This window comes from Pseudoxanthobacter sp., from assembly GCF_036822375.1.
Classification (GTDB): domain Bacteria; phylum Pseudomonadota; class Alphaproteobacteria; order Rhizobiales; family Segnochrobactraceae; genus Pseudoxanthobacter.
Genome location: NZ_DAISHT010000001.1, coordinates 85,947 through 97,922 on the forward strand (window position 1 = coordinate 85,947; position 11,976 = coordinate 97,922).

11 protein-coding genes and 1 riboswitch are annotated in these 11,976 nt (G+C 73.7%); of the genes, 3 read left to right on the forward strand and 8 right to left on the reverse strand.

Features of this window, described 5'->3' with window-relative positions; translation table 11 throughout:
- Positions 1–1,259, reverse strand: a 1,259-nt coding sequence (cbiE, locus tag V7067_RS00380; RefSeq protein WP_334173880.1) for a precorrin-6y C5,15-methyltransferase (decarboxylating) subunit CbiE, incomplete at its 3' end; no start/stop codon positions are given.
- Here cbiE and V7067_RS00385 point away from each other — a divergent pair.
- Positions 1,258–2,106 (forward strand): cobalt-precorrin-6A reductase, encoded by an 849-nt coding sequence (locus tag V7067_RS00385; RefSeq protein ID WP_334173881.1) that lies wholly within the window; start codon positions 1,258–1,260, stop codon positions 2,104–2,106. The two genes, cbiE and V7067_RS00385, sit on opposite strands and share 2 nt — an antisense overlap.
- Here the strand turns inward: V7067_RS00385 and V7067_RS00390 are convergent.
- Genes V7067_RS00390 through V7067_RS00420 form a run of 7 tightly spaced genes read right to left on the reverse strand, consistent with a single transcriptional unit; the run spans position 2,070 to position 10,327 of the window.
- The gene (locus tag V7067_RS00390) at positions 2,070–2,849 is read right to left on the reverse strand and encodes a precorrin-3B C(17)-methyltransferase (protein WP_334173882.1); all 780 of its coding nucleotides are present in this window, start codon (positions 2,847–2,849) and stop codon (positions 2,070–2,072) included. The genes V7067_RS00385 and V7067_RS00390 overlap by 37 nt on opposite strands.
- Before the next feature lie 2 nt (positions 2,850–2,851).
- Positions 2,852–3,613, reverse strand: a complete 762-nt coding sequence (locus tag V7067_RS00395) for a precorrin-2 C(20)-methyltransferase (protein ID WP_334173883.1) — start codon at positions 3,611–3,613, stop codon at positions 2,852–2,854.
- On the reverse strand, positions 3,610–4,251 hold the full coding sequence (locus V7067_RS00400) for a precorrin-8X methylmutase (RefSeq protein ID WP_334173884.1): 642 nt from the start codon (positions 4,249–4,251) through the stop codon (positions 3,610–3,612). The genes V7067_RS00395 and V7067_RS00400 overlap by 4 nt, the downstream gene beginning before the upstream one ends.
- On the reverse strand, positions 4,223–5,494 hold the full coding sequence (gene cobG / locus V7067_RS00405) for a precorrin-3B synthase (protein ID WP_334173885.1): 1,272 nt from the start codon (positions 5,492–5,494) through the stop codon (positions 4,223–4,225). The genes V7067_RS00400 and cobG overlap by 29 nt, the downstream gene beginning before the upstream one ends.
- A complete protein-coding gene (gene cobN, locus V7067_RS00410; protein ID WP_334173886.1) occupies positions 5,491–8,865 on the reverse strand; it encodes a cobaltochelatase subunit CobN in 3,375 nt (1,124 codons plus the stop codon). The genes cobG and cobN overlap by 4 nt, the downstream gene beginning before the upstream one ends.
- Before the next feature lie 5 nt (positions 8,866–8,870).
- Positions 8,871–9,905 carry a cobalamin biosynthesis protein CobW gene (cobW, locus tag V7067_RS00415; RefSeq protein ID WP_334173887.1) on the reverse strand — a complete coding sequence of 345 codons (1,035 nt, stop codon included), beginning with the start codon at positions 9,903–9,905 and terminating at the stop codon, positions 8,871–8,873.
- Positions 9,902–10,327: a DUF1636 family protein gene (locus V7067_RS00420; RefSeq protein ID WP_334173888.1), complete on the reverse strand. Its 426-nt coding sequence runs from the start codon at positions 10,325–10,327 to the stop codon at positions 9,902–9,904. Before V7067_RS00420 ends, cobW begins: the two co-directional genes overlap by 4 nt.
- Before the next feature lie 40 nt (positions 10,328–10,367).
- Positions 10,368–10,600: riboswitch (cobalamin riboswitch) on the reverse strand.
- 207 nt (positions 10,601–10,807) lie between these two features.
- On the opposite strand from V7067_RS00420, the gene cobO reads away from it, so the two are divergent.
- Both cobO and V7067_RS00430 read left to right on the forward strand, forming a co-directional pair.
- Positions 10,808–11,422: a cob(I)yrinic acid a,c-diamide adenosyltransferase gene (gene cobO / locus V7067_RS00425; protein WP_334173889.1), complete on the forward strand. Its 615-nt coding sequence runs from the start codon at positions 10,808–10,810 to the stop codon at positions 11,420–11,422.
- A 109-nt stretch (positions 11,423–11,531) separates the two neighbouring features.
- Positions 11,532–11,976: AAA family ATPase (locus V7067_RS00430; RefSeq protein WP_334173890.1), on the forward strand; the 445-nt coding region annotated here is incomplete at its 3' end.

The following is an 11,976-nucleotide window of genomic DNA, read 5'->3' on the forward strand; positions in this document are numbered from 1 at the left end:
CGAACCCATGTCCACCGCGTTACCGGCATGGCGGGTCGCCAGCCGGTCAGGCTGCCGACCGGCGAGGCGGCGGCCAGCGCAACGCGCACCAGCTCGCCGCCGAAACGGGCGTGGAGATCGAGAAGCACGGCTTCGAGATCGAGCGTCACGGCATTGGCGACCAGCCGGCCGCCGGGCCGCAGGGCCGCCATTGCGGCTTCCATCACAGACCGGTCGCGCCCGCCGCCGCCGACAAAGATGGCGTCCGGCGCCGGCAGGTCGGCCAGCGCGCCCGGGGCACGGCCTTCAACCACCTGCAGGTGGGGCACGCCGAGCACCCCGGCATTGGTGCGGATGCGGGCGGCACGCACCGGGTCGGCCTCGATGGCAATGGCGGTCAGCGAGGGATCGCGCAGCAGCCACTCGATGGCGACGGAGCCGGAGCCCGCCCCGATATCCCACAGGCACTGCCCGCGCAGCGGCGCGAGGGCTGCCAGCGTCAGCGCCCGGATCTCGCGTTTGGTGATCTGGCCGTCGTGGGCAAAAAGATCGTCGGCAAGGCCGGGTGTCAGCGGCAGCGGGCGGGCTTCCGCCGCGGCCTGCACCTCCAGCCCGACCACGTTGAGATCGTCGAAGATCGCCTGTCCGGCCCCGGCCGCCGTCAGCGACACCACCCGCTCGGCCGGCCCGCCGAGGCGCTCCAGCACCGTGAGGCGCGTGGCGCCGAACCCGAGCGCGGTGACGAACGCGGCAATCTCCGCCGGCGCGCGGCCATCCGCCGTCAGCGCCAGCAGGCGCCGGCCGGGGTGAAGCAGCGGCCGCAGGCGCGCGAGCGGGCGGCCGTGAAGCGAGAGCGTGCCGACATCGCACAGCGCCCAGCCGAGCCGGGCCGCGGCAAGGCTGAAGGCCGAGGGCGCCGGCAGAACCCGCATCTCGCCGGCCGGCACATGGCGGGCCAGCGTTGCCCCCACGCCGAAGCAGAACGGATCGCCCGAGGCGAGCACGCACACCGCCTGCCCGCGCCGCGCCAGCACCGCCTGCAGGCCGGCATCGAACGGGCGCGGCCAGGGATGGGCCTCGCCGCGCAGCAGCGCACCGGCAAGCCGCAGATGGCGCTCGCCGCCGAACACATGGGCGGCGGCAGCGATGGCCCGGCCGGCGGCGGGCGACAGCCCGTCTGCACCCTCTTCGCCGAGGCCGACGACCGTCAGCCAGCATCCGGCCTCTGGATCGCGCGGGGCGGGTGCGTTAGAAGGCGGAGCGAAATCAGGCGGTGCCATGATCACATCCCCCCTGCCCGCAACCGAAACCGCGGCCCCGCGCGGCCCCGCGCCGCGCCTGCTCATTCTGGGCGGCACCGGCGAGGCGCGCCTGCTGGCGGCAGAGCTGGCCGCGCGCGGCGAGGTGGCGTTCGTGCTGTCGCTGGCCGGCCGCACGCGCGCGCCGCTGCCGCAGGCCGGCACCGTGCGCACCGGCGGCTTTGGCGGCGCGGCCGGCCTGACCGCCTATCTGCGCGCGCAGGGCATTGCCGCCGTCATCGATGCCACTCATCCGTTCGCGGCCCGCATTTCGGCCAGCGCCCATGCCGCCTGCGCGGCAACGGGCCTGCCGCTGCTGGCCCTGCGCCGGCCGCCGTGGCAGCGCCGGGCCGGCGATGACTGGACCGAGGTCGCCTCCGTGGCCGCGGCGGCGGAAGCGCTGCGGCAGGCTGCCCCGCAAACGGTGTTCCTCGCCATCGGTCGACAGGAGGCCGGCGCCTTTCTGGCCGCCCCGCAGCATCGCTATGTCGTGCGCAGCATCGATCCGGTCGCCCCGGCCGACCTGCCGGCCGGCGCGGTGACCATCCTCGACCGCGGCCCCTTTACGGAGGCCGGCGAGCGGGCGCTGTTCCTCCGCCACGGCATTGAAGTGCTGGTGACCAAGAATGCCGGCGGCAGCGCCACGCAGGCCAAGACCCACGCCGCCCGCGCCCTGCGCCTGCCGGTGCTGATGGTCAGCCGGCCCGCCGTGCCGGATTGCCCGGTGGCCGGCGATGTCGCCGCCGCGCATGCGGCGATCGGCCAGTGGCTTGCCGCCGGCGTGCTGCGCGTTCATGACACCTCTCCGCCGACCGACCGGGGCGAATAGACCAGCGGCGGCCGGCCGGGCCGCGCGATCAGCCGGGTGGACCGGCTGCCGATCAGCACGCAGGTCGCCATATCGGCCATCCCGGCGCGGGCCTCGCCGAGGGTGGTGATCTGCATGCGCGCATCGGGCCGGCCGGCGGCGCGGCCGAACACCACCACCACCTCATCCGGCAGAACGCGGCGCAGCACCCCGAACGCCCTGCCGAGCTGCCAGGGCCGCGCCCGGGAGACGGGGTTGTAGAGCGCCATCACGAAGCCCGCATCGGCCGCCGCCAGAAGGCGGCGCTCGATCACCGCCCACGGCTTGAGATTGTCCGACAGCGACAGCGCGCAGAAATCCGCCCCGAGCGGCGCGCCCACGCTGGCCGCGACCGCCAGCATGGCCGTGACCCCGGGCAGAACCGAAAAATCCACCTGCCGCCACGCCGCCGGCCCCGCCTCCATTGCCTCGCAGACCGCGGCCGCCATGGCGAAAACGCCGGGGTCGCCGCCGGAAACGACAGCGACCCGCCGCCCGTCCGCCGCCGCCGCCAGCGCGGCGCGCGCCCGGTCCAGTTCCTCGCGGTTGTCGGAGGCAACCCGCAACTGATCCGGCCGCAGCGCAAGCCGGTCCAGATAAGGGCCGTAGCCGAACAGCCACTCCGCCCCGGCCACCGCGGCGGTGGCCTCGGGCGTCATGTGCGCGGCCGGTCCCGGTCCGGTGCCGACCACGACGAGGTGGCCGGCAGGCTCAGCCGTTGCCATGGTCACTGCCCTCCTGCGGCGTGCGAAAGTGCGGCCGCGCCGGGGCGCGCCACCCAGCCCGGCACCAGCACCAGCGAAAAATAGGGCGCCTCGTCATCGCCCTTGTCGGCAAGGCGCAGCCGGCGCTCGCCGGCCATGGTGCCGCGCTCGACATAGACCGCCGCCTCCAGCCGCCCGGCCCGCGCCAGCGCGCGGCGGATCGCGGGCAGATTCCGCCCCACCTTCATGATGACGATGGCTTCCGATTCCCGCAGGCGCCGGCACAGGGTCTCCTCGTCCAGCGTGCCCGGCAGCACGCTGAGCACGTCGTCGCCCTGCACGATCGGCAGCCCGGCCGCCGACCACGCCCCTGCCATGGCACTGATGCCAGCGATGACCGTGGTGGGAAACCGCCCGGCAAGGCGCACATGCAGGTGCATGTAGGAGCCGTAGAACAGCGGATCGCCCTCGCTCAGCACCGCCACGGTGCGCCCGGCTTCCAGATGAGCGGCGACGGCGGCGGCGGCCGTCTCGTAGAACCCGTCGATGGCGGTGCGGTAACCCGCATCGCTCACCGGAAGTTCGGTGGTGACGGGATAGGCGAGCGGCAGTTCCACCGCATCCGGCCGCAACAATCCGTCCACGATGCGCCGCGCGTTGGAGGCGCGCCCGCGCTTGGCGAAGAAGGCCACCACATCGGCAGCCGCCAGCGCGCGCACCGCCTTCAGCGTCAGCAGTTCCGGGTCGCCCGGTCCGGTGCCGAGACCGATCAGCCGCCCGCTCACAGCCCGGCCCTCGCCAGTGCGTTGACGGCAGCCGCGGTCATCGCGCTGCCGCCCAGCCGGCCCGCGACGATGGCGAACGGAATGCCGTGGCAGCCCTCCGCCAGCGCCGCCTTCGATTCCGCCGCGCCCACGAAGCCGACCGGCATGCCGATGATGGCGGCCGGGCGCGGGGCGCCGTCGGCCAGCATATCGAGCAGGTGGAACAGCGCCGTCGGCGCGTTGCCGATGGCCACCACGGCGCCTGCCAGTCGCTCCCGCCACAGCTCAAGGGCCGCCGCCGAGCGTGTGTTGCCGATGGCGGCGGCCAGATCGGCCGTGCGCCCGTCGCGCAGCGTGCAGATCACGGCGTTGCCGGCAGGCAACCGCGCCCGCGTGATGCCGTGGGCAACCATCTCCGCATCGCACAGCACGGGGGCGCCCGCCGCAAGCGCGCCGCGCGCGGCCGCGACGAAGCCCGGAGAGAAGCGAAACGATGCCGCCGCCTCCACCAGACCGCAGGCATGGATCATGCGCACGGCAATTTCAGCCTCTTCCGCGGTGAAGCGGGCGAGATCGGCCTCGCGGCGGATGATGGCGAACGACGCGGCATAGATCGCCGCTCCGTCGCGCTCATAGATCTGATGGGAATGCGGCGTCATGGCTGGGGGTATCGGCAACCGGGGTTTGGCAAACGGAATGGCGGGCGGAAAGAGCCAGCAGCCGCCGGGCGGCGGCGGCATCCGGCAGGCGGCCGGCAAGGTGCGGTCCGTCGGCCGTGCCGACGATCTCGGTGACCGCCGCGCTGCGCGGGGCCGCGCAACGCTTGGGGCAGCCGGAAAGGTGCAGCCGCCCCTCCGCAAGCGCCGGCCCGCCGCGCGAAGGCGCGCACAAGGCCCCGGCCAGCGGATGGGTCTGCAGCAGGGCGGCATCGCAGAACGGTGCGCCGGCACACGCGGTGACGCGCAGGCGCGGATCCTGCGGGCTGACAATGAACCCGAGCGACGCCGCCGCAACCGACAGCCGGTCAACCTGCACCGCGTCGAGACCCGGCAGCACGAGGCCATGGCGCGGGGCGAGCAGAACGCCGGCCGCCCCGCCAGACCGTGCGGCGAGGCCGCACAGGGCCTCGCTGCCGGCCCGGCCGAACGGCAGACCCAGCCCCAGTGCGAAGCGACCGTCGCGCAGCGGGAATACGCCGGCCGGCGCGGCCGGCGGCAGCACGGGCCCGCGCTCTTCGGCCGCCAGACTGCGCGCCTGCACCGCACAATCTGCGGTGCCGAGATCGCGTCCACGGCGGCCCGCGCGACCGTCGCACGGTGCGGCCGCCAGACGGGTCAGAACGGCCAGCGCCGCGGCGAAGGCATCCTCTTCCCCGCCGGTTCCGAGGCTGCGGGCCGTGCCGGCAGTGCCGCCGATGGCGACATGCCACCCGGCCGCTGTCGCCTCAAGGCGGACATCGGCCAGCAGATCGCCCAGACCGCCTGCGCCGCCGCCATCGACAACCACCGCCACCTTCGGCGCGAGACGGGCCGCGAAGGGCGCGATCGCCGCCCGCAGCCGCGCCGCGAGGGGGCGGGGATCGCGGATCTCGTCGGCCGCCAGTCCGGCCAGCGGCGGCGTTTCCACCTGCGGTCCGTCGTGATCGGAAAGACCGGCCGCGCCGAGGGCCTCGCGAAAGCCCGCCAGCCGCGACGCGGAAAGGCCGCGCACCTGCAGGTGGCCGCGCGCCGTCACCTCGACAAGGCCGTTGCCGAACCGCGCGGCGGCCTCTGCCACCGCGGCAAGCTGCCGGGCGGAAAGCCGGCGATCCGGCGGGTGCAGGCGCACCAGCAGGCCGTCGCCGGTGGCCATCGGGGCCGACAGGGCCGGGCAGGCACCGCGGCGGCGCGCAGCAACCGTCATCGCCCCGCCTCCGCATCCGGCCCGTCGCCGGCAAGGCAGGCGCCGGCCGCCGCGGCAAGGCTCTCCAGTTCGCCATCCACCGCATTGCGCCGCGGCTGCCAGAGACCGCGACGGCGGGCGTCGCGAAGGCGCGCGGCAATCGCCGCGGCGGCAGCCGGGTTCTGCTCCAGCATGAAGTCGCGCACCGCCGCATCCGCCACATAGGCCTCGTGCAGGGCGGCGATCAGCTCCGGCGGCACGGCATCCGTCGTCTCGGCGAAGCCGACAAGGCGGTCGACCGTTTCGGCAAATTCAGCGGCCCCGCGCGGGCCGTGGCGCATCTGCCCGGCGATGAAGCGCGGATTGACGGCCCGCGCCCGCACCACGCGCGCCAGCGCCGCCGCCAGCGGCCGCGCGCACGGCCGGTCCGGGCGGGTGGTATCCAGCACCACCACATCGGCGCTGCGGCCGAGCGCTGAGAGCGCGGCCGAAAAGCCGCCGATGAAAGCGACGTCGGCCACGCCCTCCAGCAGGTCGCGGCCGGGGTCGTCCTGCCCGTGCAGCAACAGGTCGGCCGCCGCAACCCGCGCCGCAAAGGCGCCGGGCGCAGCCCGTGCCGTCCCCTCCGCCCCGCCGAAGGCATGGGAGGCGGCGGCGAGGTAATCCCGGCCGAGGTCGTCGCGCGCCTGCCACGCACCGCTGGTCAGCGCCGGCTCGATGCCGCTGCCATAGGCGCCGGCCGGCGAACCGAAGATGCGCTGCAGATGGGCGCCCCCGGCCGCCGCCGCGGCCAGCGGATTGTCGCCACCCTCTGCGCCACGCGCCGCAACCGCCGCCACGGCGGCATCCAGCAGCGCGATCTGGCCGGGAAACAGATCCCGGAACAGCCCGGAGATGCGCCACGTCACATCCACCCGCGGGCGGCCGGTCGCCGCCGGCGGCAGCACCTCGATGCCGCTGACGCGGCCGGTGGCGGCATCCCACACCGGCCGGCAGCCCATCAGCGCCAGCCCCTGCGCAATGTCCTCGCCGCCGGTGCGCAGGCTGGCGCTGCCGTAGAGGTCCATCACCAGCGCGCGCGGCCAGTCGCCGTGGGCCTGAAGATGGCACCGCACCACCTCTTCCGCCGCCTGCCGGCCGAGGGCAAACGACGTCGGTGTCGGCAGGGTGCGCGGATCGGCGGCGAAGAGATTGCGGCCCGTCGGCATCACATCGACCCGCCCGCGGGCCGGCGCCCCGGCGGGCCCGGGGTCCACCGGCCGGCCATCGAGCGCGCGCAGCAGCCCCTCGCGCTCGCCGGCGGCTGAGGCCCGTCGCAACGCTCCGTCGCCCGCTGCCGCACGGCCGTAGATGTGCTGGCCATCCTTGAGCACGGCTTCCTTCAGGTCGCAGAGCCATGCATCGATGCGCATCAGCGCCGTGTCGGCATCCGCATCCGCCGTCACGCCTGCCTCCGCGGCAAGGCCGCTTTCCCGCGCGGTTTCCACGATCAGACGGGCAAGACGGTCCCGCCGCCGGCGGTCGAGGCCATCGGCAGCGGCAAACTCGTCCACCAGTTGCTCAAGGGCGCGGTGGCCGTCGTCGAGCCCGGCCTCGATCAGCGGCGGCGTCAGGTGTCCCAGCGTCACGGCGGCGAGGCGGCGCTTGGCCTGCGCCGCCTCGCCCGGATTGCTGACGATGAAGGGATAGACCACCGGCAATGCGCCGGTGACGATTTCCGGGAAGCAGGCCTGCGACAGCGCAACCGTCTTGCCCGGCAGCCATTCCAGCGTGCCGTGCGCGCCGAGGTGGATCAGCGCGTGGCAGCCATCTCCCCCGCCTTCCCCGTCCGCGCCCGCTCCGCGCAGCCAGAAGCCGAAGGCGAGCAGATCGTGGCCGGGCGGCAGGGCGGGGTCGTGATAGTCCGCCCGCCGGCTGCCGGGCTGCCCGCGATCCGGCGCAAGCGCAATGGTGACCTGCCCGCAGGCCAGCGCCCGAAACCGGAAGACATCGCCGCCGCCGGCCGGCGCCGGGGCCCCCCACGCCGCCAGAACGCGGGCCCGGGCCGCCTGCGCAAGGCCGCCGAACGCCCGCTCATAGGCCGCCCGGGTCAGGCCCGGCGCCGCGGGCCGGCTCAGCGCCGCCATCAGGGCGCGCGGCGAAGGCGGAATATCGGCCACGTCATAGCCGGCATCCTTCAGATCGTGCAGGATGGCGAGCGCGCTCATCGGCACGTCGAGCCCCACCGCATAGCCGGTGCGACCGGGAGCATGGGGATAATCCGGCAGCAGCATCACCAGCCGGCGCTGTGCGCGCGGCGTCTGTTGCAGGCGCACCAGCGCGGCCACCCGGTCGGCCACCTGCGCCACGCGGTCCGGCCGGGCCCGATTGCGGCGCACCTCGCCTTCGCATTCCTTGAACGCGATCGCCCCGGCCAGCACGCGGCCGTCGAGTTCCGGCAGAACGACGTGCATCGCCAGATCGGCCGGGCCGAGACCGCGGTCGCTTTCCTCCCAGCCTTCCCGCAGGGTCGTCGCCATTACCGCCTGCAACAGCGGCACGCCGAGCGCGGCAAACAGCCCCTCAGCCGCCCCGGCAAAGGCCGTGGTGGTCACCGCCGCCGCCAGCGGCAGGCGCCCGGCCAGAGCGCGCAGCATTTCCGCCGCCGCCTCGTCGCGCAGGCCCGGCACGAAAGCGGCCAGCGTTCGCAGGCCGCGCGCCTCCAGCGCCGCGCACAGCGCCCCGACCGGCCCGGCATCGCCCGCCAGCAGCTGCGAGCGATAGAACACCACCAGCACAACCGGCCCCCCGCCGGCCGGCAACGCGGCATCGGCGCCGACGACGCCCGTGTCAGCCCGCCAGAAACCGCAGCGCGGCACGGCTTCTGCCGCCGCCTCTGCCTCCGCTTCTGCCGCCTGCGGCCCGCCGCCGAGCGCGGCAAGCCGGGCAAGGGCCTTGCGCACGTTGGCCGCGCCACCTTCGCGCAGCGCTGCCAGCAGCGCGGCCCGCGCGCCGGCCTCCACCTGCGAAAGGGCCGCCAGCCGCTCGTCGTCCACCCGGCATTCGCCGGGCAGCAGCACCAGAACGAGACCCGTGCGGACGGCAAGGGCGGCCAGGGCATCGCAGCCATAGCGCCACGCCTCATAGCCGCCGAGCAGCCGCACCAGCACCACGCGGGCATGGCGTGCAACCCGGTCGAGCCACAGGTCGACCGACATCGGATGCGACAACTGCCCGAGCGCGGTGAGGCGCAGTGTCAGCCCGCCCGCGGCACCGCTGCGGAACGCCGCGTCGAAAGCCGCCAGATCGCTGTCGGAAAAGGACAGAACCGCCACATCGGCCGGCGCCTGGCCGAGATCGACGGGGCCGCCGATTTCGTCCAGCCGCGACGATGAGGTGGCAACGAGGTGCATCGCGGTCAGGCCCCGAGTGCGGCCGCCACCGCCGCGCGGTCGAGCCCCCTGAGGCCGATCACCACCAGCGACGTGGCGCGCGCCTCGCCCGGCCGCCATGCCCGGTCGAACCCGGTGCTGACGCGCGGGCCGACCGCCTGCACGAGCAGCCGCATGGGACGATCGCCGATGGCCGCGAAGCCCTTGATGCGCAGCACGTTTTCAAGCGCCGCGGCCGCCGCGACGCGCGCCGCGATTTCCTCCGGCGCCGACAGCGGCGGCAGCGTCACGACGAAGCTGTCGAAATCGTCGTGTTCGTGGTCGCCGGCATCGTCATGCAGCGTCCTGCGGCCGGCGATTTCGTCTTCCACGCCGAGGCCCAGACCGATCAGAACCTCCGGCTCCAGATCGCCGCCGGCGGCTTCCACCACCTTGACCGGGCGGGCCAGATGGCGGTCGATGCGCGCCCGCGCCGCGGCGCGCGCGGCATCGCTCAGCAGGTCCGCCTTGGTCATCACCACCAGATCGGCGCAGGCGACCTGATCGGCAAAAACTTCCTCCACCGGGTCATCGTGGGCGGGATCCTGCGCGGCCCGCTCGCGCTGCACCGCCAGCGGATCGGCCACCAGCGAGCCGTCGGCCAGCGCCGGACCGTCGACCACCGCCACCACGCCGTCGACCGTGACGCGGCTGCGGATCTGCGGCCAGCAGAACGCCTGCACCAGCGGCTTCGGCAGCGCCAGACCCGAGGTCTCGATCACGATGTGATCGACCTTCGGCTCAAGGGCGAGGATGCGATCCAGCGCCGGGCCAAAATCTTCCGCAACCGTGCAGCAGATGCAGCCGTTGGCGAGTTCGATGATGTTCTCGCCCGGGCAGGTCTCGATGCCGCATCCCTTCAGGATTTCGCCGTCAATGCCGACATCGCCGAACTCGTTGACGAGAATGGCCAGCCGCCGGTCGCGCGCCCGGGCGATCAGCGTGCGGATCAGGGTGGTTTTTCCGGCGCCCAGAAAGCCGGTCACGATGGTGCAGCCGACACGATCAACAACGGCCATCACGGCACCTCGGTGAGATTTTCAGGGGAAGGGATGCGGGCGATCAGACCGCGCTTCAGCGCCTCGGGCCGGCCGCGCCATGGCATCGTGCCATCGGCCGAAGCCGCCAGCAGCGCCGCACCGGCCACCAGATCGGCCGCGCCGGCGGCCGTCAGATCGCCGAAGACGTAGCTCCACGCGCCGGGGGCGGAAATGGCGGCGGAAAGCCCCCGCCGGCAGTTGGCAAGGCAGGCGACCCCGCGCACGGCAACCGCGCCGCCGGCCGCCGCAGCCAGTTCGCCGGCCGCCGCCAGCAGGGCGGCACCGTCGCCGGCGCCCGCGCCGCGACAGGTGCGACAGACGACGATCGTCGCAGTCGCAGCAGGGCTGCGATCGCGGATGGCCCCGGCCATGTCGCCGGGGAGAGCTGGGCTGGCAGCTGTCACCAAAAGTCACTCCCTGCCCGAGTTCACCCGCCGGGCATTCAAGGATCGATTCGGCGACGGCAGGTCTCCTGGCTCTCGGATCTTCGCCGGCCCACCGCCTTCCCGGAGCGGCGCATCTGCGCCTCCAGTGGCTTTCGTGGTGGTCGGCTCTCCGATTACAGTTGCGGGGACAGCTGCGGCATTGCCCCTTCGCCGGCATGGCTCCGGAGGCGCACCGCATTCCCTCTTAGCCCCTTCCATTGCGAGAAGGGGACCGTCTGGCCCTGAGTCATAAGTCAGGCCACGGAAGCCTGTCAACGCCGCCTCCGTCCGCCCGCCCGTGGCTTGCCAGCACGCCCGCCTGCGCTATGGTCAGCCACCGGGACAGCGCGTCCGCGCGCGGCTCGCACCGCTTTCTGATGGGATTTTTCAGACCTTGCCGCGGCGCCGGCGAACGGCCTGAAAGAGCCCTTTTTCCAACCCCTTGCCGGTGGAGGCACGATGCGCGAGATCGACGATTCGCAGGCTGAACGCCATGCGGAAAAGATGGCGCGCCGCAAGGCGGTTCAGGATGCCGAGGTGGCCTCCAAGACCCGCGAAAAGGGGCTGCTGATGGTCCACACCGGAGCCGGCAAGGGCAAGTCCACCGCGGCGTTCGGGCTTGCGCTGCGCATGCTGGGACACGGCCGGCGGGTTGGAATCGTGCAGTTCGTCAAAGGCGTGTGGGAAACCGGCGAGCAGCGCGCCCTTGCCGCCTTCGGGAATCAGGTGCTCTGGCACGCCATGGGCGAGGGCTTCACATGGGAGACACAGGACCTGCGCCGCGATCTGGCGGCGGCAGCGCGGGCGTGGGAACGGGCACAGGCGCTGCTGGCCGACGAGACTCTCTCGCTGGTCATCCTCGACGAACTGAACATCGCCCTGCGCTACGACCTGCTCGATACCGGCGCGGTGGTGGCCGCGCTGCAGGCCCGCCGTGCCGGCCTGCACGTGGTCGTGACCGGACGCAATGCGCCGCCGGCCCTGCTGGACGCGGCCGACCTCGTGACCGAAATGACGCTGGTGCGGCATCCGTTCCGGGCCGGCATCCGGGCCCAGGCCGGCATCGAGTTCTGATGCGATGACACCGGAAACAGGTTCCCCCGCCGCGCAGTCGCCCGGCCAGTCGCCGGAGAAGCCAGCCCCCGTTCCGGCCGCACCGGGGCCGCGCCGGGCCAGAGCGCTGATGTTTCAGGGCACGGGCTCGGACGTCGGCAAGTCGCTGGTGGTGGCGGGCCTGTGCCGGGCCTTCGCGCGCCGCGGCCTGCGCGTGCGGCCGTTCAAACCGCAGAACATGTCGAACAACGCCGCGGTTACGGCCGACGGCGGCGAGATCGGCCGCGCACAGGCGCTGCAGGCGCGCGCGGCCGGCGTGGCGGCAAGCGTGCACATGAACCCGGTGCTGCTGAAGCCGCAGAGCGAGACCGGCGCCCAGGTGGTGGTGCAGGGCCGCGTCTGGCAGGCCAGCGCCGCCGCAGCCTATCAGCGGGAGCGGGGCGCCCTGCTGCCGGCGGTGCTGGAGAGCTTCGGCCGCCTTGCCGCCGAAGCCGATCTGGTGCTGGTGGAAGGGGCCGGCAGCGCCTCGGAAATCAACCTGCGGGCCGGCGACATCGCCAACATGGGCTTTGCGC

Excerpts from the sequence above, each read along its gene's own strand:
- V7067_RS00385 (WP_334173881.1), top strand. The coding sequence starts at position 1,258 with ATGATCACATCCCCCCTGCCCGCAACCGAAACCGCGGCCCCGCGCGGC.
- V7067_RS00390 (WP_334173882.1), bottom strand. The coding sequence starts at position 2,849 with ATGGCAACGGCTGAGCCTGCCGGCCACCTCGTCGTGGTCGGCACCGGA.
- V7067_RS00400 (WP_334173884.1), bottom strand. The coding sequence starts at position 4,251 with ATGACGCCGCATTCCCATCAGATCTATGAGCGCGACGGAGCGGCGATC.
- cobG (WP_334173885.1), bottom strand. The coding sequence starts at position 5,494 with ATGACGGTTGCTGCGCGCCGCCGCGGTGCCTGCCCGGCCCTGTCGGCC.
- cobN (WP_334173886.1), bottom strand. The coding sequence starts at position 8,865 with ATGCACCTCGTTGCCACCTCATCGTCGCGGCTGGACGAAATCGGCGGC.
- cobO (WP_334173889.1), top strand. The coding sequence starts at position 10,808 with ATGCGCGAGATCGACGATTCGCAGGCTGAACGCCATGCGGAAAAGATG.